At 69.4% G+C, this 19,526-nt stretch carries 20 protein-coding genes; 17 read left to right on the top strand and 3 right to left on the bottom strand.

The annotated features are described in order from the left end of the window. Positions 1-36 precede the first annotated feature (36 nt). The gene (locus AC1DMN_RS07800) at positions 37-525 is read left to right on the top strand and encodes a DUF3817 domain-containing protein (RefSeq protein ID WP_441977724.1); all 489 of its coding nucleotides are present in this window, start codon (positions 37-39) and stop codon (positions 523-525) included. 5 nt (positions 526-530) lie between these two features. Continuing rightward, on the top strand, positions 531-2,108 hold the full coding sequence (gene guaA / locus AC1DMN_RS07795; protein WP_477229712.1) for a glutamine-hydrolyzing GMP synthase: 1,578 nt from the start codon (positions 531-533) through the stop codon (positions 2,106-2,108). Between the two features lie 198 nt (positions 2,109-2,306). Here the strand turns inward: guaA and AC1DMN_RS07790 are convergent, their stop codons facing one another. Next, a complete protein-coding gene (locus AC1DMN_RS07790; RefSeq protein WP_477229585.1) occupies positions 2,307-2,981 on the bottom strand; it encodes a DNA alkylation repair protein in 675 nt (224 codons plus the stop codon). A 117-nt stretch (positions 2,982-3,098) separates the two neighbouring features. Between AC1DMN_RS07790 and AC1DMN_RS07785 the strand changes: the two genes are divergently transcribed. Continuing rightward, positions 3,099-3,524, top strand: coding sequence for a YciI family protein (locus tag AC1DMN_RS07785; RefSeq protein WP_477229584.1), 426 nt, complete (start codon positions 3,099-3,101; stop codon positions 3,522-3,524). A 5-nt stretch (positions 3,525-3,529) separates the two neighbouring features. Further along, entirely contained in the window at positions 3,530-4,804 is a 1,275-nt protein-coding gene (locus tag AC1DMN_RS07780) for an RNA polymerase sigma factor (protein ID WP_477229583.1), read from the top strand. A 54-nt stretch (positions 4,805-4,858) separates the two neighbouring features. Here the strand turns inward: AC1DMN_RS07780 and AC1DMN_RS07775 are convergent, their stop codons facing one another. Further along, a complete protein-coding gene (locus tag AC1DMN_RS07775) occupies positions 4,859-5,818 on the bottom strand; it encodes a Bax inhibitor-1/YccA family protein (RefSeq protein ID WP_477229582.1) in 960 nt (319 codons plus the stop codon). 87 nt (positions 5,819-5,905) lie between these two features. Between AC1DMN_RS07775 and AC1DMN_RS07770 the strand changes: the two genes are divergently transcribed. From AC1DMN_RS07770 to AC1DMN_RS07725, 10 genes are all read left to right on the top strand, one after another. After that, entirely contained in the window at positions 5,906-6,907 is a 1,002-nt protein-coding gene (locus AC1DMN_RS07770; RefSeq protein ID WP_477229581.1) for a glycerophosphodiester phosphodiesterase family protein, read from the top strand. Positions 6,908-7,008: 101 nt separating this feature from the next. Further along, positions 7,009-7,998: an ABC transporter ATP-binding protein gene (locus AC1DMN_RS07765; protein WP_441977719.1), complete on the top strand. Its 990-nt coding sequence runs from the start codon at positions 7,009-7,011 to the stop codon at positions 7,996-7,998. Further along, the gene (locus AC1DMN_RS07760) at positions 7,995-9,020 is read left to right on the top strand and encodes an ABC transporter permease (RefSeq protein WP_441977718.1); all 1,026 of its coding nucleotides are present in this window, start codon (positions 7,995-7,997) and stop codon (positions 9,018-9,020) included. The genes AC1DMN_RS07765 and AC1DMN_RS07760 overlap by 4 nt, the downstream gene beginning before the upstream one ends. Positions 9,021-9,097: 77 nt before the next feature. Next, the gene (locus AC1DMN_RS07755) at positions 9,098-11,593 is read left to right on the top strand and encodes an ATP-dependent helicase (protein WP_477229580.1); all 2,496 of its coding nucleotides are present in this window, start codon (positions 9,098-9,100) and stop codon (positions 11,591-11,593) included. Positions 11,594-11,652: 59 nt separating this feature from the next. After that, positions 11,653-12,819: an SseB family protein gene (locus AC1DMN_RS07750; protein WP_477229579.1), complete on the top strand. Its 1,167-nt coding sequence runs from the start codon at positions 11,653-11,655 to the stop codon at positions 12,817-12,819. A 162-nt stretch (positions 12,820-12,981) separates the two neighbouring features. Next, entirely contained in the window at positions 12,982-13,605 is a 624-nt protein-coding gene (locus tag AC1DMN_RS07745) for a SipW-dependent-type signal peptide-containing protein (RefSeq protein ID WP_441977715.1), read from the top strand. A 10-nt stretch (positions 13,606-13,615) separates the two neighbouring features. Further along, positions 13,616-14,239: a SipW-dependent-type signal peptide-containing protein gene (locus AC1DMN_RS07740; RefSeq protein WP_441977714.1), complete on the top strand. Its 624-nt coding sequence runs from the start codon at positions 13,616-13,618 to the stop codon at positions 14,237-14,239. 74 nt (positions 14,240-14,313) lie between these two features. Then, on the top strand, positions 14,314-15,018 hold the full coding sequence (locus AC1DMN_RS07735) for a signal peptidase I (protein ID WP_441977713.1): 705 nt from the start codon (positions 14,314-14,316) through the stop codon (positions 15,016-15,018). Then, positions 15,005-15,643: an LPXTG cell wall anchor domain-containing protein gene (locus AC1DMN_RS07730; RefSeq protein ID WP_477229578.1), complete on the top strand. Its 639-nt coding sequence runs from the start codon at positions 15,005-15,007 to the stop codon at positions 15,641-15,643. Before AC1DMN_RS07735 ends, AC1DMN_RS07730 begins: the two co-directional genes overlap by 14 nt. Beyond that, on the top strand, positions 15,640-16,149 hold the full coding sequence (locus AC1DMN_RS07725; RefSeq protein WP_441977711.1) for a hypothetical protein: 510 nt from the start codon (positions 15,640-15,642) through the stop codon (positions 16,147-16,149). Before AC1DMN_RS07730 ends, AC1DMN_RS07725 begins: the two co-directional genes overlap by 4 nt. Before the next feature lie 21 nt (positions 16,150-16,170). On the opposite strand, the gene AC1DMN_RS07720 is transcribed toward AC1DMN_RS07725, so the two are convergent. Then, entirely contained in the window at positions 16,171-16,848 is a 678-nt protein-coding gene (locus AC1DMN_RS07720) for a YqaJ viral recombinase family protein (protein ID WP_440733902.1), read from the bottom strand. 275 nt (positions 16,849-17,123) lie between these two features. Here AC1DMN_RS07720 and AC1DMN_RS07715 point away from each other — a divergent pair, with 275 nt between their 5' ends. From AC1DMN_RS07715 to rplL, 3 genes are all read left to right on the top strand, one after another. Beyond that, positions 17,124-18,098 carry a hypothetical protein gene (locus AC1DMN_RS07715; RefSeq protein WP_440733901.1) on the top strand — a complete coding sequence of 325 codons (975 nt, stop codon included), beginning with the start codon at positions 17,124-17,126 and terminating at the stop codon, positions 18,096-18,098. Positions 18,099-18,574: 476 nt separating this feature from the next. Beyond that, entirely contained in the window at positions 18,575-19,063 is a 489-nt protein-coding gene (gene rplJ, locus AC1DMN_RS07710) for a 50S ribosomal protein L10 (RefSeq protein WP_045273388.1), read from the top strand. 47 nt (positions 19,064-19,110) lie between these two features. Then, positions 19,111-19,494, top strand: coding sequence for a 50S ribosomal protein L7/L12 (gene rplL / locus AC1DMN_RS07705; RefSeq protein WP_045250549.1), 384 nt, complete (start codon positions 19,111-19,113; stop codon positions 19,492-19,494). The last annotated feature ends 32 nt before the right edge of the window (positions 19,495-19,526 follow it).

Below are 19,526 nucleotides of genomic sequence, written 5' to 3'. Positions count from 1 at the left end.
GAATCGGGGGGAACATCCGGCGATTAGACTGGAGGCATGCCCGAACCGAAAGCCGCGAGCTTCCCGGCCATCCGCGGGGCGCTGAAGTTCTACCAGATCGCTTCCGTGATCACCGGCGTCATGCTCCTGCTCCTGGTCACGGAGATGATCCTCAAGTACACCCCCATCCATCTCGAGCTCTTCGCGGGCGGATCCGGCGGCTTCCTCTGGTTCGCCCCGGTCGTCGAGGGCGTGCACGGAGGGCTGGAGTCCACCGGCAACGGACTGAACCTCTCGATGGGGATCCTGGTCGCGCACGGCTGGTTCTACGTCGTGTACCTGTTCGCATGCTTCCGCGTGTGGAGCCTGATGCGCTGGCCGTTCCTGCGCTTCATCATGCTCGCCCTCGGCGGCGTCGTGCCGTTCCTCTCCTTCATCATGGAGACCCGCGTCGCCCGTGAGGTGAAGGCGTACCTCGTCCGCCGCGAAGCCGCCGTCGCCGACCAGTCCTCCTCGACCACTCCCGCCACGGAAGGTGCCCGTTGACCGACATCACTCCCGACACCGAGCAGCGTCCCGCCCTCGTCGTCGACTTCGGTGCGCAGTACGCGCAGCTGATCGCCCGCCGCGTGCGCGAAGCCGGGGTCTACAGCGAGATCGTGCCGCACACCGCGACCGCCGCTGAGATCGCGGCCAAGAATCCGGTCGCCCTGATCCTCTCCGGCGGTCCGTCCTCGGTGTACGAGGAGGGCGCGCCCCAGCTCGACCCCGCCGTGTTCGAACTCGGCGTCCCGACCCTCGGTATCTGCTACGGCTTCCAGTACATGGCGCGCACGCTCGGCGGCGAGGTCGCGAACACGGGCCTGCGCGAGTACGGCGCGACTGACGCGATGATCCCGGTCAACGACTCCACCCTGCTGGGCGGCCAGCCCGCGGAGCAGAACGTGTGGATGAGCCACGGCGACCAGGTCGCCAAGGCGCCGGAGGGCTTCGAGGTGCTCGCCTCGACCGGATCCACCAAGGTCGCCGCGTTCGCCGACGAGGAGCGCAAGCTCTACGGCGTGCAGTGGCACCCCGAGGTGAAGCACTCCGACCACGGCCAGGAGATCATCGAGAACTTCCTTCACAAGGGCGCGGGGCTCCCCGCCGACTGGAACAGCGACAACGTCATCGCCGAGCAGGTCGAGCGCATCCGCGCCCAGGTCGGCGACGCCCGGGTGATCTCCGCGATGTCCGGCGGCGTCGACTCCGCCGTCTCGACCGCGCTCGTGCACAAGGCGATCGGCGACCAGCTCACCGCCGTCTTCGTCGACCACGGCCTGCTGCGTCAGGGCGAGCGCGAGCAGGTGGAGCGCGACTACGTCGCCTCGACCGGCGTGCGCCTGATCACCGTCGACGCGGCTGACACGTTCCTCGGGCACCTCGCCGGCGTGACGGATCCGGAGACCAAGCGCAAGATCATCGGCCGCGAGTTCATCCGCGCGTTCGAGCAGGTGCAGCGCGACCTCGTCGAGGAGGCCAAGGCCTCGGGGGAGAACGTCAAGTTCCTGGTGCAGGGCACGCTGTACCCCGACGTCGTCGAGTCCGGCGGCGGCGCGGGCACTGCGAACATCAAGTCGCACCACAACGTCGGAGGCCTCCCCGACGACCTCGACTTCGACCTGATCGAGCCGCTGCGCACCCTGTTCAAGGACGAGGTGCGCGCGATCGGCCGCGAGCTCGGGATCCCCGAGGCGATCGTCGGCCGCCAGCCGTTCCCCGGCCCCGGCCTCGGGATCCGGATCATCGGCGAGGTCACCCGCGAGCGCCTGGACATCCTGCGCGAAGCCGACGCGATCGCCCGCGAGGAGCTCACGCTCGCCGGCCTGGACCAGACCATCTGGCAGTGCCCGGTCGTGCTGCTCGCCGACGTGCGCTCGGTGGGCGTGCAGGGCGACGGCCGCACCTACGGCCACCCGGTGGTGCTGCGCCCGGTCTCCAGCGAGGACGCGATGACCGCCGACTGGACCCGCCTGCCGTACGACGTGCTCGCGAAGATCTCGAACCGCATCACGAACGAGGTGCGCGAGATCAACCGCGTCGTGCTCGACGTGACCTCGAAGCCGCCGGCGACCATCGAGTGGGAGTGAACTCCCGTTGAAACGTCGAGAGGGTGCGGTCTTCGGTCCGTGCCCTCTCCGCGTCTCGGCGTCTTCGCACCTCCGCTCGCCGGTCTTTCTGCTCCTGATCGCTGTCCTTGTTCCGTTCACCGGTCGCATATTGCGGGTTTGAGCGCGCCAGTGTCGCCGTTTGCGACCAGCGAGCGAAGTAGTTGCAGCCTCGGCAGGTCAGCCCAGGTGCTTCAGCGCCTCGCGCCGGCTCAGCGGGGAGAGGTCGGGGTGCGCGTCAACGAACGTGCGGACCCAGTCCGAATCCGCCCGAGCGTGATCGCGCAGCGCCCAACCGATCGCCTTGCGGATGAAGAACTCGTCCGCGCCGAGGTTGGCCTCGATCACGTCCGAGAGCAGGGCGTGATCGACGCGGTCCTTGCGCTGCAGCTGCGCGATGATCGCGGCGCGGCGGATCCAGAAGTCCTCGTCATCCGCCCACACGCGCAGTTCCACGGCCAGTTCGGCCGGATGCGTGTCCAACAGGTCGGCGAGGCGGTGCGCGACCTCGTCGACGTGGTCCCACCAGGCGCCGGTGCGGATCATCTCCTCGTGCACGTCCAGCAGATCCAGCCGCCCGCGCAACGGCCGCAGCGCGATCAGCGCCTGCGCCGCGTAGCGCTCCTCGCGGTGCTCGGCTCCGCGCCACAGGTCGAGCGCCGCTTCGCGCAGCTCGTCCGCATCCGTGACCCCGCGCGCGGCCTCCCGGCTGAGGTGGCGGACATCGGGCACCCGCACCCCGAGGAATGGCATCGCCGACTTCATGTAGGCCTGCTGACCGGGGGCGAGGGCAGGATCCGCTGCGTCGCGGAGAACCTCCCGGATGGCGTCGGCGAGCGGCGAAGGGGATGTCACAGCAGCAGTGTAGAAATCTTTCGGAGAATCTTCGACGGACTGTCGATCCGGCGTCTTCTCGTTCGACGTCCTGAATGAGAGGGTCGAGACACGACCCCCGATGAGGAGACAGAGATCATGAAGTTCATGCTGATCATGCGCGCAGACGACCAGGGTGTGCGGGCGTACCAGGACATGCCGTTCGAAGAGGTCATCGCGGCGATGGGCCGGTACAACGAGTCGATGATCAAGGCGGGCGTGCTGCTCGCCGGCGAGGGCCTCACCGACGCCGCCGAGGGCTTCGTGGTGGACTTCTCGGGCGAGACGCCGCTGGTGACGGACGGCCCCTACGGCGAGACGAAGGAGCTGTTCAACGGCTTCTGGATCATCGAGGCGTCCACCCGCGAGGAGGCTGCGGAATGGGCCAAGCGCGCTCCGCTCACTCCGGGCGCCTACCTCGAGGTGCGCCGCGTCACCGAGATGGAGGACTTCCCGGCCGACAACGAGTGGATCCAGAAGGAGGCCGGCTGGCGCGAGGAGGCGGCCGCCCGCGCGGCCGAGTGAGGCCGATGTCAGCATCCGATTCCGCGGCGACGGCGGGCTCCACGACGGAGCGCGCCGTCGCCGCGGTATGGCGCATCGAGTCGGCGCGGATCGTCGCGACCTTGACCCGGTTCACCGGCGACTTCGGCCTCGCCGAGGACCTCGCCCAGGACGCCCTTCTGGAGGCGCTCGCGCAGTGGCCCCGTGACGGTGTGCCCGCGAACCCCGCCGCCTGGCTGACCGCGGTCGCCAAGCGCCGCGCGATCGACGGCTGGCGGCGCCGCGAGCGCTACGATGACCGCCTCGCCGTCATCGCGCACGATCTGGAACGCGAGCAGGATGCCGCGCTCGACGCACCACCGTGGGATCCGGACGCGATCGACGACGACGTGCTGCGCCTGGTCTTCATCGCCTGTCACCCTGTGCTGTCGCGCGAAGCACGCGTGGCGCTCACGCTGCGGGTGGTCGGCGGCCTCACCACCGAGCAGATCGCGCGGGCGTTCCTCGTGCCGACCGCCACGGTTCAGCAGCGGATCGTGCGCGCCAAGAAGACCCTGGCCGCTGCGAAGGCTCCGTTCGAGGTGCCGCCACGGCAGGAGCTCCCGGAGCGGCTCAGCGCTGTGCTGGGCGTCCTGTATCTCGTGTTCAACGAGGCGCACGCGGCGACGGCGGGGGAGGACCTGCTGCGTCCCGACCTGGGGCGCGAGGCGATCCGGCTCGCACGGGTGCTCACCGCGCTGCTGCCGGCCGAGCCGGACGTGCGTGCGCTGCTCGCTCTCATGGAGCTCACCGCGGCCCGCTTCCCGGCGCGGGTCGACGCGAACGGCGATCCCGTGCTCCTCGCAGATCAGGACCGCCGCCTGTGGGATCGCAGCAGGATCACACGGGGACGGGCCGCACTGGCCCGCGCGGACGCCTTCGGGCGGGGGCGTGGCGCCTATGCGCTGCAGGCGGCCATCGCGGAATGCCATGCGGTCGCTCCGTCCGTCGAGGCGACCGACTGGCCCACCATCGTGCTGCTGTACGAGGCGCTCGGACGGATTTCGCCGTCGCCGGTCGTGGAGCTCAACCGCGCCGCCGCCGTGGCGATGGCAACGGGCCCCGCCTCGGCGTTGCGCATCATCGACGCGCTCGCGGAGAGCGGCGCGCTGCGGGGCTATCACCTGCTCCCCGCCACCCGCGGGGAACTGCTGCTGCGGCTCGGTCGCGAGGACGAGGCCCGGTCGGAGTTCGCGGTGGCCGCCGCTCTTGCAGGCAATGACCGGGAGCGCGCCCTGCTCGAGCAGAAGGCGCGCGGCTGAGACGACGAAGGCCGCCCTCCGAGGAGAGCGGCCTTCGTGTGGATCCGGGCGGCGTCAGTTGTTGCCGCGTGCGATCGCGATCATGCGCAGGATCTCGACGTACAGCCAGACGACGGTGACCATGATGCCGAAGCCGCCGAGCCAGCCGTAGACGCGCGGGGCGCCGTTGCGGACGCCCTGCTGGATCTGGTCGAAGTCCATCACCAGCGAGTACGCGGCGAGGAACACGACGAGGACGCCGATGATGAGGCCGAGCGGAATGCCCGCGATCTTGGCGCTGTAGAGGCCGAACATCATGTCCTTCGGCAGCACGTTGAAGAGCATGAGCCCGACGTTGAGCAGCGAGAAGACGAGGTAGCCGAGCATCGCGATCATCACGATCTTGGTCATCTTCGCCGAGGCGCGCACCTTGCCGCTGGCGAACAGCGCCAGGGTGACCGCGACGACGGCGATGGTGGCGAGGCTGGCCTGCAGCACGATGCCGGGCCACATCACCTCGAAGAACGCGGAGATGCCACCGACGAAGAGACCCTCGAACGCCGCGTACGCGAAGATCAGTGCGGGGCGCACCTTCTTGCGCGAGGTGAAGCTGACGACCATCGCGAGCACGAAGCCGCCGAGCGCGCCGACGAGCCACGGCCACAGCGCGATCTTGCTCACCGCGGCGGCGCGCACGTACGGGTCGGTGGTGTCGGGCACCGCGGCGCCGCCGAGCGTGAAGAACCAGCCGATCACTGCGAAGACGAGCAGGATGCCGAACAGGCCCGCGGTCTTCCACACGGTGTCCTCGACGGTCATCCGGTCGGTCTCGATCGCGCCCGCGGACGGAGCCGTGTACATGCCCTCCAGGTTCGCGTTGACGGCGGCCTGCTGAGCCGCGGCGAACTGGCCGGCGGGCGGCGGCGGGGCGTACTGCCCGTTCCGGGCACCTGCCTGGGGGGCTCCCGGATAGGTCGCGACCGCGCGCGGATCCTTCTCCTTGAACGCCGGGTTGTTGAACACGAAGTTGCTCATGGTCGGCCTCACTCCTCAGAAGTGTTGGTCATCTTCCCTCTACGATAGCGGCGGATCCTACGAGAGGCACTGCCGTACGCTGAGAGCGTGACCCGACGGATCCCGCTCGACGTCCCCCTGCTCATCGGCCATCGCGGCGCTCCCGGCTATCGCCCCGAGCACACCGCCTCTTCCTATCGCCTCGCGTTCGCGATGGGCGCCGACGCGGTCGAGCCCGACGTCGTCGCCACGGGCGACGGTGTGCTCGTGATCCGGCACGAGAACGAGATCTCCGGCACCACCGACGTGGCCGATCACCCGGAGTTCGCCGATCGGCGCACCACGAAGCGCATCGACGGCGCGCCGCTCACGGGGTGGTTCACCGAGGACTTCACCTGGGCCGAGCTGGCCACGCTGCGCTGCCGGGAGCGCATCCCCGAGCTGCGCCCCGGATCCGCGGGGTTCGACGACACCGAGCCGATCCTGCGGCTGTCGGATCTGATGGCGCTCGTCGCGGAGGCCTCGGCCGAGCACGGGCGGGAGTTCGGCATCGTGCTGGAGATCAAGCACGCCACGTTCTTCGCGGGGATCGGGCACGACCTGGCAGCGCTGGTCGAGCGCGACCTGCGAGCTGCGGGCTGGGCGTCGGGCGAGCATCCGCTGTGGATCGAGTCGTTCGAGCAGACCGTGCTCGGCGACCTGCGCGGGCGCGGCGTGCAGGGGACGTACGTCTATCTTCTGGAGGCCGAGGGAGCCCCCGCCGACCTCGTCGCGCGGGACGGCGCGGTCGCGTCGGCCTACGCGGAATGCCTTACCCCGACCGGGCTGGACGGCCTGGCCGAGGTCGTCGACGGCATCAGCGTGGACAAGCTGATCCTGCTGCGCAGCACGGGGTGCGAGCTCGTCGCGGAGGCGCATGCGCGCGGACTCGTGGCGTTCACCTGGACTTGCCGCCCCGAGAACGCCTTCCTCGACCGGCGCTACCGTGCAGGCGGCGGCAAAGCCGCATTCGGGGACTACCGCGCGGAGTGGGCGGCGATCGCCGCGACCGGCGTCGACGGCGTTTTCGTGGACCACCCGGACATCGGCCTGGCCGCGTTCCGGGAGTGAGCGAAGGGCATTCCCGGGCGCAGATCCCGTGAGCGGGGCGCGTAGGAACAGAGCAATTCGCGTAACCGGTCACTTTCCTGGGAGTCTCCTATGCTGACGGGATGGACGGAATCGTCGCGGAGGGGATCGGCCGGTCGTTCGGGGGCGTGCACGCGGTGCGCGAGGCGACGTTCCGGGCAGAGCCGGGCAGAGTCACGGGGCTCGTGGGTCCCAACGGAGCCGGGAAGACGACGTTGCTGCTGATGCTCGCGTCGCTGCTCGCGCCGGATCGCGGCCGCATCCGCGTCGGCGGGGTCGATCCGATCGTGGATCCGACCGCGGCGCGTCAGGTGCTGGGCTGGATGCCCGACGCGCTGGGCGCCTGGCCCTCGTTGACCGTGCACGAGAGCATCGTGACCACCGCGCGCCTGCACGGCCTTCCCCGTGCGGACGCGCAGCGCCGGGCGGCGGAGCTGCTGGGCCTCGTGGGACTGGATCCGCTCGCGGCGACCCCGGCCAAGGTGCTCTCCCGCGGGCAGAAGCAGAAGCTCGGTCTCGCGCGCGCTCTCGTGCACGATCCGCAGGTGCTGCTGCTCGACGAGCCGGCCTCGGGCCTCGACCCGGAAGCGCGCGTGCAGTTGCGGGTGCTGTTGCGCCGGCTCGCCGCGGAAGGTCGCACCGTCCTCATCTCCAGCCACGTGCTTTCTGAGCTCGAGGAGGTCGTCGACGACACGGTGTTCCTCGTCGCAGGAACGGTCGTGGATGCGCCTGTGGTGCAGGCGCGGGCGTGGCGGATCCGCATCCTCTCCGACCGGATCCCCGACTCTCCCGAAGGGGGGAGCGCGGCGACCGAAGGGGGGAGCGCGACGACGGCCTGCCCGGATCGTCGCGCGAGCGTCGCGGCCGCTCTCGGCATGGTTCCCGAGTCCCTCGGCATCGATCGAGGCGACGTGCTCGCCGTCTTCGCGGACGACCGGGACGCAGCGGCGGGGCTCGCCCGTCTGGTGGGACAGGGGCTCGCGGTGAGCGCGTTCGCGCCCGCGCAGAGCGAACTGGAGCAGGCGTTCCTCTCCCTCGGAGAGCCGCCGCACGATGGGGGGAGCGCCCGATGAACGCATCGCGCGTCTGGACCATCGCCCGCCTCGAGCTCACGCAGCGGCTGCGCAGCCCCGGCTGGTACATCCTGCTCGGCGTGTTCGCGCTCGTCCTGCTCATCGTCACGGTGCTCGCGCTCATGGCGTTCTCCTTCACTCCGACCGTCGGATCCGGCGCCTACTCCGTGATCGTCATGCTGGTGCTGCTGCTCGTGATGCTGATCTCGCCGACGCTGAGCGGATCGTCGATCAACGGGGATCGCGAAGCGGCGACGCTGGCGAGCCTGCAGATCACTCTCGCCAGCACCGGCGACATCATGCTGGGCAAGCTCCTGGCGGCGATCATCACGGGCGCGGCGTTCCTCGTCGTGGCCGTGCCGTTCCTCGTGGTCTCGATGCTCGTGGGGGCCGTGCGCCCCGACGTGCTGCTGGTGTCGCTGCTCGTGCTCGCCGCGGAGATCGTGATCGTGGCGGCGATCGGCGTCGGCTGGAGCGGGCTGGTCGCACGGCCGCTGTTCTCCGTCGCGAACACGTATCTCGTGGTGGCCGCGCTGTGCGTCGGCACCCTGCTCGCCTTCGGTCTGGCAGGATCCGTGATCCGCACGGATGTCGAGGTGCGCACCCGTGTCTGGGATTCGCAGGACGGGCCGGACTGCGACCGCTGGGAGACGCAGACCGTACAGCAGCCGCGCTTCGACTATGTGTGGGGATTCCTCGCGGCGAATCCGTTCGTCGTGCTCGCCGACGCCACGCCGACGACCTATTCGGCATATGGCTCACCGAATGACATGTTCGGCGGGATCAAGCTCTCGGTGCGCTCTGCGCAGCTTCCTCCGCAGACGCTGAACACCTACGACCCGTGCCTGGCGAGCCCCGACGGTGGGCGCCCGACGGCCGAGGAGATCATCGAATCCACCACGCCGAGCTGGTTCGTCGGGCTCGGGATCCAGATCGTGATCGCCGCGGGCCTCTTCGCGGGAGCGTGGGCGCGCACGCGCACCCCGGCGCGGCGGCTGCCGCCCGGAACCCGGATCGCCTGAGCAGCGCCTCTTCGAGGGAAGGGGCGCCGCGCTCGGCCGGGATCGATGTCGCCGGTCGGACCTAGACTTGTGAGGTCATGAGCGAAGCCCCTTCCCCCGTCATCATTCCGCCCGGATCCTCGTTCGGAGGGGTACGCGGAGCGGCCTCCAGCGCGGCCGACGACCTGCTCGCGGGGCTCAACCCGCAGCAGCTCGACGCCGTCACCTACCGGGGTCAGGCGCTGCTCATCGTCGCCGGCGCGGGGTCGGGAAAGACCAGCGTGCTCACCCGTCGCATCGCCCTGCTGCTGCGCCAGCGCGAGGCCTGGCCCAGCCAGATCCTCGCGATCACCTTCACGAACAAGGCCGCGGGCGAGATGCGCGAGCGCGTGGAGCAGCTCGTCGGGGATTCCGCGCGCGGAATGTGGATCTCGACGTTCCACTCGGCGTGCGTGCGCATCCTGCGCCGTGAAGCGGAGCAGTTCGGCTTCACGAAGTCCTTCACGATCTACGACTCCGGAGACTCGCGTGCGCTGATCAAGCGGCTCGTCAAGGAGCACGAGGCCGACGCGTTCGGCTTCACCCCCGCGGCGATGCAGTCCCGGATCTCCAAGCTCAAGAACGAGCTGCAGGACGCGGAGTCCTACGCCCGGCAGACGAACATGTCGGATCCGGCGGAGCGCGTCTTCGTCGAGGTGTTCGCCGATTATCAGCGCCAGCTGCAGAAGGCCAACGCCTTCGACTTCGACGACCTGATCGGACAGACCGTGTATCTGTTCCGCGCCTTCCCGCAGATCGCCGACACCTACCGGCGCCGCTTCCGGCACATCCTCGTCGACGAGTACCAGGACACCAACGCCGCCCAGTATGCGCTGATCCACGAACTCACCCGGCCCGTGCAGCGCAACGCGCCGGAGCCGTATGCCTCCAACGGCATGATGATCTTCGAGCCGGATCCGCACCAGGCGGGCGGTGGGGAGCCCGGTGCGTCGCTCACCGTCGTCGGAGACTCCGATCAGTCGATCTACGCCTTCCGTGGCGCCGACATCCGCAACATCAGCGAGTTCGAGCGCGACTTCCCCGGCGCGAAGGTCGTGCTGCTGGAGCAGAACTACCGCTCCACGCAGAACATCCTGTCGGCGGCCAACGCCGTGATCAGCAACAACTTCGACCGCAAGGACAAGAAGCTCTGGAGCGACAAGGGATCCGGCGACGCGATCGTCGGTTTCACCGGCTACTCGCAGCACGACGAAGCGCAGTTCGTCGCGGATGAGGTCGAGGCCCTGCGCCGTGCCGGCATGCCGTACGGCGAGATGGCGGTCTTCTACCGCACCAACTCGCAGTCCCGCGCGCTGGAGGAGATCTTCATCCGCTCCGCTGTGCCGTACAAGATCATGGGCGGCACGAAGTTCTACGAGCGCGCCGAGATCAAGGACGCGCTCGCCTACCTCGTCGCTGTCGCGAACCCGGCCGACGAGATGGCCGTGCGGCGGATCCTGAACAAGCCGCGCCGCGGCATCGGTGACGTCACCGAGACCTCGATCGCCCGCTTCGCCGAGGAGCACGGTCTGAGCTTCCGTGACGCGCTCGCCCACCCGACCCAGCTCGGCGTGGGCCCGAAGATCCAGGCGGGCATCGCTCAGCTCGACGCCGTGCTGCGCGAAGCCACGGAGATCATGCTGCCCGCCTCCGGTGAGGTGGCGCCGCCCACCGCCGTCGCAGAGGGACTCACGCTGCTGCTGCAGCAGAGCGGCTACATGGATGCGCTGCGCGCGAGCCGCGACCCGCAGGATGAGGCGCGTCTGGAGAACCTCGACGAGCTCATCGCGGTGACCCGCGACTTCGCCCGCAACAACCCCGAGGGCACGATCGCCGACTTCCTCACCGAGGTCGCCCTCGTCTCCGACGCCGACGATCTCGAGGACGAGTCGGGCGTGGTCTCGCTCATGACGATGCACACCGCGAAGGGGCTCGAGTTCGATGCGGTGTTCGTGACGGGCGTGGAGGAGGACCTCATCCCGCACCGGATCTCCGCGAACGAGCCGGGCGGTCCGCAGGAGGAACGCCGCCTCTTCTACGTCGGCATCACCCGCGCCCGCAAGCGCCTGCACCTGTCGCTCGCGATGACCCGCGCCCAGTTCGGCGAGGTGTCGGTGGCGATGCCGAGCCGGTTCCTGCAGGAGATCCCCTCGGAGCTCATCGACTGGCGGCAGTCCCCTGGAGATGTGAACTCGCGCGGCGGGATGCAGTCCCGCGCGCTGAACGCCCGACGTCCGGGCGGATCCGGGTCGGGCGGATTCGGCGGTGGATCCGGCTCCGGCGACCGGTTCGCTCCGCGGGCGCTGCCGAAGCGGGACGGGCTCAAGCCGCTGTCGACCGCGATGGACAAGTTCCCGAACCGGGTCACGGCGAAGGTGCGCGACAACGGCGACCTCGAGCTCGCCGCTGGAGATCGCATCCGCCACGACGACTTCGGCGAGGGCAAGGTCGAGGCGATCACCGGTGAGGGGGCGAAGCGGATCGCGCACGTGCGCTTCGACGCCGCGGGCCAGAAGAAGCTGCTCGTCAAGATCGCCCCGATCGAGAAGATCTGATCGTCTGCGGGCCTCGTCGCGGGGCGAGAGGCGAGCCGGTCCCGGTTTAGGCTGGGGCAATGGGCCTTTTCTCGCGCCGTAAGAAGCAGGACGACGACGTCACGCCGGAGTCCGCTCCCGCCGCTGCAGAGGATGTCGCTCAGCACGACTCGCCGAGCGCGGAAGAGGTCGGGGCCGAGCCGTCGACCGACGCCACCGCCCCGGTCGTGAACGTCTCCGTGCAGGCCTTCCGCGGACTGGGCTCGCCCTCCGGCCCGGCGGTCGCCCCTCCCGCCGAGACCCCCGAGGCCGGCCACGACCTGATCGACCCCGTGGGCGACGAGACGCCGATCGTGCAGGCGCAGGCGCAGGCGCAGGCGCAGGCGCAGGCGCAGGCGCCGTCGGGGCGTCCACCGCTTCCGCTCGCCCCGGCTGACCCTCCCGAGCCGACAGAGTCGATCCCAGGCATGCCCGACAACGTGCTGCTGCGCGAGGCCCTCGCGATGCTCGGGGAGGATGCGAGTCAGGCCGAACTGCTCGGCGTGCTGCGCCAGTCGCTGCAGGGCAACCTGTTCCTGCGCGTGAGCGGAGACGCCGGCGAGCAGATCAAGGAGGGCAAGCCGCTGGCCATCGCGGTCGTCAACGACGGCGAGAACTCCTTCATGCTCGCGTTCAGCTCGGCCGCGGCCGTACGCGACTCCGTGCAGCAGGGCGACGAGGATCCGACGGAGACCTCGGCCGTCGTGCAGCCCGTGCAGGCGGTCTATCAGAACGTCGTCGACGGACCGTTCGCCGGCCTCATCATCGACAACGCCTCCGAGCCGCACCGTGTGGTGTTCCCCTCGGAGATCCTGCAGAAGGCGCTGGAGGAGGCGGATCCGACTTTCGCGGTCAAGGCCCTGCTCGCGGCGCCCCGCGAGGCGGACTCCGAGGCTCGCGTGGCCGAGGCGCTCACCACCGCCCGGCTCTGGGTGGCGGTCAGCGATGTGGACGGCGACGGGCAGTACGGGGTGGCGGAGGCGCACACCGCTGACGGCGCACGTTACCTGCAGCTGTTCAGCCACCCGCTCGAGGTCATCGCGCTCGGCCGTGGCGATCAGCCGCTGCCGTTCACGGCCGAGCAGATCGGCGCCGTGCTCGTGCAGCAGCCCGAGATGAGCGGTGTGCTGGTCGACGCGGCGGGTCCCGCGATCGCGGTGAGCAGGGACGCGCTGGGACCCGTGATCGCCCTCGCGCCGGCGGAGTAGCGGCCGACGCAGAGCGCGTCCTGGCCTCGTTGCGGGCCTCCTCAAGGTCTCTCCTCAAGGTTGTGCAAAGGAAGCCTGAAGACCTGTTCAGTGGTCTTGTCAACCGGTATTCCGGAATCCAGTATGGGAGACATCAGGTCCCATACGACGCAAAGGATTCTCATGGACACCGTGACACCCACCGCCCGCAACCGCCGGAAGGTCCTCGCTGTGCTCGCCGGTGGCCTCGTCCTCGGCGTCGGCGCGGCGATCACGCTCGCGGCCTGGAACGACTCCGAGTTCGCGACCGGCACCTTCACCGCCGGCTCCTTCAATCTGCAGGGGTCGACCGACGGCACCACCTATGCCGACCACGCCACGGCACCGGGAGCAGGCCTCACCTTCTCCGCGAACTTCGGCAACATGACGCCCGGCGACAGCGTGTACGCGTCGTATTGGCTGCAGCTCGACAAGAACACGACGAGCCCCGCGACGGTCACACCGGCTCTCGATGCCACGTCCGGCACGGGAACCAACGCATCGGCCATCTCGTACAAGGTCTACTCGGTCCCCAATGCGACCGCGTGCGACGTGAACGTGGCCACCACGGGCACGCTCATCCTGTCCGGAGCGAACCTCAGCACCGCCACCGGCGCGACCACGTTCCCGCTCGCCAAGGGCACTCCGCCGACGACGGCCGGCGCCGCGCAGAAGCTGTGCTTCGTCGCGACAGCCGGAACCCAGGCGGTGCTGCAGCAGGGTGGCGCCGGAACAGCGGTCTGGAAGTTCACCGCGACCTCGAACTGAGCGCGCCGCGATGCTGACCCGCAGGGGGAGGCGAGCGGCACCGCGCGCCGGCGGGCGGCGGATCCGACTGCTGCGGATCCGCGCCCTGCTCGCCGGCGGGCTCGTGCTCGGCACAGGGGCGACCTCGACGCTGGCGAGCTGGAACGACGCGGAGTACGCGAACGGGACGTTCACGGCGGCGAGGTTCGGCGTCGAAGGGTCGCTCGACGGCACGAACTATTCGAAGCACACCAGTTCGAACGCGGCGGCTCTGAGCTTCAGCCCCGCCGTGACCGGGCTGTTCCCGGGTAACACGTCGTACGCGGCGTTCGCCGTCCGCGCGACGAGTGGCTCGATCGCGGGACACGTCCAGATCTCCGCCGGCACTCCGACGGGCGCTCTCTCGGACCTGCGCTACGGCGTACGGACCGTGAGCGCCATGGGGCAGTGCAACGCGGCGAGCTACGCCGGCGGCGGAGCGGTGATCCCGGACGGTTCCACGCTGGGCACCTCTGCCGCTGTCTCGCAGACGCTCGCGGCAGACCGCACACCGGTGTACTACTGCTTCGCCATCTCACTTCCGGTGGGGGCGTCGAACGGCATGCAGGGCCAGGCGATCGCGCAGACCTGGCAGCTCGTCGCGACATCGGGCTGAGCCCTCGGCGGGAACGCCGCCCACCGGATCCATGAACGCACATCCGCCGCACGTCACACAGGGAGAAGGACAGCATGACCGAGATGGGACAGCCGACCACCCGCCGCGCCGCGCGGGAGAACGCGCTGGCGGACGAGGGGCGAGGCGAGCGGGTCGAAGCGCGCAGCACGGCATCGGCGGAGGAGCAGGCGCAGGGGGCGGGTGCCACCGCGGACAACGGTCGGAAGCCCCGTGCCTCGGTTCGCGGAGTGCTCAGCGAGATCCTGCTCTGGGTCGTGGCGCTGGCGGGGCTCATCTGCATCGTCCTGGTGATCCTCGCGTTCACGGCGCACATCACGCTCATCATGTTCCGCACCGGATCCATGGCGCCGACGATCCCGACCGGATCCGTCGCGATCGTGCAGCAGATCCCCGCGTCCGAGGTGCACGTCGGCGACGTCGTGACCGTCGACCGGCCGGGCGAGCTTCCTGTCACGCACCGGGTGCGCGCTGTCGCCGACGGCTCCAAGCATGGCGAGCGTCTCCTCACTCTGCGTGGCGATGCGAACGCGCAGGATGACGTGGCGCCGTATCCGGTCTCGACCGTGCGGATTGTGCGCTTTGCGATCCCCGGACTCGCGCCGGTGATCGTGGCGTTCGGCAATCCGTTCGTGCTCGGAGGGATCACGATCGGCGTCGCGGTCCTCGTGGTCTGGGCGTTCTGGCCGCGCGGTCGTGGTTCCGGGAGAGGTCCGGAGGAAGCACCCGGGCCTCGACGGGAGAGCCATGAGTCGCCGTGACCGTCGTGCCCTGCCTGCTCTCGTCGCGCTGGCGTCTGCACTGCTTCTGATCGGGCCGATGCCCGGAGCCGGGGCGGATCCGGCGACCGAGGTCGTGCAGGGCCGATACGTGCGCATCGTGTCGAGTGCCGATTGGGCGGCGGCTTCGACGATGGGGCCGGGTGTCAGCGTTCGCTGGGATCTGGAGGTGAGCGCAGCTGCGCCGAGTCCTGGCACCGTCCGTGTCGGCATCAGCGCTCTCGGGGACGCGCCGGTCGCGGTCGACGTCCGACTCTGCCCCGTCGCGTGGCAGGGGGAGGATTGCGCCGGCGGCTCTCACGTCCTCCGCAGCGGCTGGGGAGTTCCCCGCGACGGACAGACGGTGGAGCTCGACACGATCTCCTCCGACGACGTCGCACACGTCCGCCTGGACGTGCGGCTCGCCGGTGACCGCGGGGCGGGAGCCACGCAGATCCGCGTCCACGCGGACGGGTTCGGCGATCGGATCCAGACGGGGCCCGGGGCGCAGCTGCCGGCGACTGGCGGAACCGTGCCGCTTCCCGCGCTCGTCGTCGGCGGAGTCCTGCTCTGCGTCTCGGCACTGCTCCTGCTCTTCGGGCGACGTCGCAAGGGAGAGGGCTCATGACCGCCGCGGAGCGCTCGTCGTGGCGACGTCGCGTCCTCGCCGCGCTCGTCGTCGGAGCATGCGCGGCGGCGCTGCTCTGGCCTCGGCCGACCTTGACCGACGCCTCGTACACGGATGGGGAGTACGTCGCGAGCGGCACCGTGACGGCCGCGACCCTCTCGGATCCGACGAACCTGACCTGCACGCCGACGAAGGCGCTCAACATCCTGACCGGCGTCACCGTGACCTGGCAATCGGCGTATCCGCTGTCGCCGACGACGGCCCCGATCAGCACGCTGACAGCCAACCCGTCCAACTACTCGGCGGTGATCTCCAGCTCAGGGTCAGGACCGTACACCCACACCATGGTTCTCAATCAGGGGCTGCTGGGCGGCATCCTCAACAACGTCCTGGGCAGCACGGTCACTTTCACGGTCACGAATCAGGTGGGTACGAACTGGCATTCGGCGAGTCTGGTCAAGACGCTGACGACAGGCGCACTCGGGGCCAATCCGCACTGCACGTGACGGAGTGAGCGTTGCGCGCGCTCACTCCGCGAGAGCCAGCGCGCGGAACATGTCACGCTCGCGCAGCGCATCCCGGCTGCTGGGTGCGGCCGGTGCGGGCCGCGGAGGGGTCTGGCCCGTCGTGCGGTGATAGAGCTCATCGATCAGGCGCGTGGCGAGCCCGACCAGGCGGCCGATCTCGCGGTCGTCACGGTCGATCCACACCGACTTGGGCTCGTCGTGGATCGGCTGGAAGTCGTCATGCTCCTCCCAGACGAACAGCGTGCGCTCGGCACCGAGCACATGCTGCTGCCACCACACCTGGCGCAGATAGGTGCGGGGGATGGAGCGCCACGACTTGTTGGTGGTCTTGATCTCAGCGAGAAGCACGCGACCGTCCGGCTCCTGCACGATGCCGTCCGGGGTGGCCAGGTGCCGCTTCTCGACCTCGGCGCAGAACAGTGCAGACGAGGGCATGATCCCGTGCGTCGCGGCGACCCAGGCGGCGATCTCCGGTTCGCGACGCCGGCCGTGGTCGGTATAGGCGTTGCCGCCGAACCGGGGCCCCGCGCCGAGCTTGGCATCCGCCGCGCGGGCGATCGACGTCTCGCTCGTGAGCCCGGCGACGTCCGTCGCGGTGATACCGCGTGCCCTGGCCCGCAGCCACGCCACCCGATCGCGGGAATCCGCGATGATCCGCGCTTCGAGTTCCGGGGTCACTCATCGAGGCTACCTCCGCCCGCCGACGCTCCTGACCTGGCACGCCGTAGGATCCCGTGGCGCGGTCCCGGTCTCCCAGACTCCGAGTGCACATGCTGTCGGCGAGAGCACACGTTCCTCGCGCGAACAGTGTGTGTGCTCGTCGAGAGCGTGCGCACTCGTCGACCGGAGCGGCGAGCGAGCCTGCGCCCCGCACACGACGAGGTCGCGGGAGGTTCTGCACTGATTGCGGGACTCGGTCCCCATGGTGCAGCGGTCGCGGTACACCATGACGCATGGTCAACGACGTTCTCGAACTCGCACCCGAGCTGCGATCCCGGCAGGCGCTTCTCTGCGCCGGATGGACGGACCGGGACCTGGCCTCAGCCGTCCGTGACCGCACGCTCCACCAGCTGCGGCGGGGGTGGTACGTCGATGTCGGCGTATGGAAGGTGATGTGGCCCGAGCAGCGCCATCTCATCGAGGTCGTCGCTGCGGCACGGGAGGCCCGCGGTCCGATCGTCATGTCGCACGTCTCGGCGGCCGTCCTCTGGGGTCTGCCGTTGTATCGGATGGCGCCGGATCGCGTCCACATCACGTCCAGCGTTCCGCAACGCGCCTCGAGTAACGTCCGAGTCGAGCGCCACGTGGCGCCGCTCGGGTCGTTCGACACCTCGGTGATCTCTGGGATCCGGTGCACGAGCCTGTCGCGGACCGTCTTCGATCTCGCGCGGTCGATGCCACTGGAGGCCGCGGTCAGCGCCGCAGACGCTGCCGAGCGGATGATGGCGCTCCGAGGGCGGGAGTGGGATCTCGATGCGGTGGAGTCCTGGCAGGCCGGCCTCGCCCAGCGGCTCGAGGAGGCGGCCGGTGCGCGGGGCATCAGGCAGGCGCGCTGGGTGGCAGATTTCGCCGACGGTCGGGCGCAGCTCCCCGGAGAGAGCGTGAGCAGGCTGCGGCTCCACCGGCTGGGTTTCGCAGCACCGCGATTGCAGGTCGGCGTGCCGGCGCCGGACGGGCAGATGTACTTCGTCGACTTCGGACTGGACGATGTGCGCGCATTCGGCGAGTTCGACGGCGAGACGAAGTACCGGGACGAGGCGATGCGCTCTGGACGTTCGATCGAGGACGTCCTGCTCGCGGAGAAGCAGCGCGAGGACTGGATCCGCGGCCGCACGCAGCGGCGCATGGCCCGATGGGGCTCGTCGCACATCCGCACGGATGAAGGCCTGGCGCGGCGTCTCGGCTCGTTCGGCATCTGCCCGCCCTGACTCACGGATTCGTTCCGTCTCTGCGAGCGGCTGGCGTGCGCCGAGTGCACACGCTCTCGCCGAGAACACATCTCCCACGCGCCAACAGCGTGTGGGCTCGTCGAGAGCATGCGCGGTCGGCGGAATGCAGGAGGCAAGCACGGGAGACGAGTGGGGAGGTGGCGGGTGGCCGCGTGTCTGACCGGGATCCTGTGGCGGCAGCCCTTCTCGATTTGGGCGAGGGGGCAGGATGCCGTAGTCTTGACGTAACCGAAGACCGCTGGTCATCGTCGTGTGCGCGAGCATGAGGCGATCGAAGCACTGCCGGATCCTGGATCCGATCAGCAGAGGCCCGCGCAGGTGTCACGAACGATCTCCAGATCCTGGATCACGCTCCGTGCGCTTGCGCCGGAGCGTTTTTGTTTGCCTGCAGAGCGCGGCGGTCGAGGTCGGTGCTCCACCGCCGTGGAGCATCCCGTACTCATCAAGGAGTGACCATGGCGCAGAAGGATGCATCGGTCGCCGAGCTCACGAAGAATTTCGAGGACTCGAACGCCGTCCTGCTGACCGAGTACCGCGGTCTGACGGTTGCCCAGCTCAAGCAGCTGCGCAACAACATCCGTCAGGACGCGAGCTACGCCGTGGTGAAGAACACGCTGACCAAGATCGCCGCGAACAACGCGGGGATCACGGCGCTGGACGACGACCTCAAGGGTCCGTCGGCCGTCGCGTTCGTGCACGGCGACTTCGTCGCCACCGCCAAGGCTCTGCGTGACTTCGCCAAGGCGAACCCGCTTCTCGTGATCAAGGGCGGCATCTTCGAGGGCAACGCCCTGAGTGCCGACGAGGTCAACAAGTACGCCTCGCTGGAGAGCCGTGAGGTTCTGCTTGCGAAGGCCGCGGGCATGATGAAGGCGACGATGGGCAAGGCTGCGGCCACCATCGACGCTCTTCGCGAGAAGCTGGAGACCGCTGAGGCTGCCTGAGCCTCCCCGGTCTTTTCCCAAAAACCCCATCTATTAGGAGAAACATCATGGCGAAGCTCACCACTGAGGAGCTGCTCGACCAGTTCGCTGGTCTGACCCTTGTCGAGCTCAGCGAGTTCGTGAAGGCGTTCGAGGAGAAGTTCGACGTCACCGCTGCTGCTCCCGTCGCCGTTGCCGGCGCTGCGGGTGGCGCTGGTGCTGCCGAGGCCGAGGAGGAGAAGGACTCGTTCGACGTGATCCTCGAGGCTGCCGGCGACAAGAAGATCCAGGTCATCAAGGTCGTCCGCGAGCTCACCTCGCTGGGCCTCGGCGAGGCCAAGGCTGTCGTCGACGGTGCCCCGAAGGCCGTCCTCGAGGGCGCCAACAAGGAGGCTGCCGAGAAGGCCAAGGCTTCCCTGGAAGAGGCCGGCGCGACGGTCACCCTCAAGTAAGGTCCGTCGAGCGAGGCGCAAGGCGCCTCTCC

This window comes from Microbacterium sp. 01T413_2 (assembly GCF_056398985.1).
Note: the sequence above shows the minus strand (reverse complement) of the source record. Positions and strands in the feature narration are given on the sequence as shown.

Bases quoted from the DNA above. Each gene is read 5' to 3' on its own strand.
- AC1DMN_RS07800 (WP_441977724.1), top strand. From the start codon at position 37: ATGCCCGAACCGAAAGCCGCGAGCTTCCCGGCCATCCGCGGGGCGCTG.
- AC1DMN_RS07785 (WP_477229584.1), top strand. From the start codon at position 3,099: ATGAAGTTCATGCTGATCATGCGCGCAGACGACCAGGGTGTGCGGGCG.
- AC1DMN_RS07780 (WP_477229583.1), top strand. From the start codon at position 3,530: ATGTCAGCATCCGATTCCGCGGCGACGGCGGGCTCCACGACGGAGCGC.
- AC1DMN_RS07775 (WP_477229582.1), bottom strand. From the start codon at position 5,818: ATGAGCAACTTCGTGTTCAACAACCCGGCGTTCAAGGAGAAGGATCCG.
- AC1DMN_RS07765 (WP_441977719.1), top strand. From the start codon at position 7,009: ATGGACGGAATCGTCGCGGAGGGGATCGGCCGGTCGTTCGGGGGCGTG.
- AC1DMN_RS07760 (WP_441977718.1), top strand. From the start codon at position 7,995: ATGAACGCATCGCGCGTCTGGACCATCGCCCGCCTCGAGCTCACGCAG.
- AC1DMN_RS07755 (WP_477229580.1), top strand. From the start codon at position 9,098: ATGAGCGAAGCCCCTTCCCCCGTCATCATTCCGCCCGGATCCTCGTTC.
- AC1DMN_RS07750 (WP_477229579.1), top strand. From the start codon at position 11,653: ATGGGCCTTTTCTCGCGCCGTAAGAAGCAGGACGACGACGTCACGCCG.
- AC1DMN_RS07745 (WP_441977715.1), top strand. From the start codon at position 12,982: ATGGACACCGTGACACCCACCGCCCGCAACCGCCGGAAGGTCCTCGCT.
- AC1DMN_RS07740 (WP_441977714.1), top strand. From the start codon at position 13,616: ATGCTGACCCGCAGGGGGAGGCGAGCGGCACCGCGCGCCGGCGGGCGG.
- AC1DMN_RS07735 (WP_441977713.1), top strand. From the start codon at position 14,314: ATGACCGAGATGGGACAGCCGACCACCCGCCGCGCCGCGCGGGAGAAC.
- AC1DMN_RS07730 (WP_477229578.1), top strand. From the start codon at position 15,005: ATGAGTCGCCGTGACCGTCGTGCCCTGCCTGCTCTCGTCGCGCTGGCG.
- AC1DMN_RS07725 (WP_441977711.1), top strand. From the start codon at position 15,640: ATGACCGCCGCGGAGCGCTCGTCGTGGCGACGTCGCGTCCTCGCCGCG.
- AC1DMN_RS07715 (WP_440733901.1), top strand. From the start codon at position 17,124: ATGGTCAACGACGTTCTCGAACTCGCACCCGAGCTGCGATCCCGGCAG.
- rplJ (WP_045273388.1), top strand. From the start codon at position 18,575: ATGGCGCAGAAGGATGCATCGGTCGCCGAGCTCACGAAGAATTTCGAG.
- rplL (WP_045250549.1), top strand. From the start codon at position 19,111: ATGGCGAAGCTCACCACTGAGGAGCTGCTCGACCAGTTCGCTGGTCTG.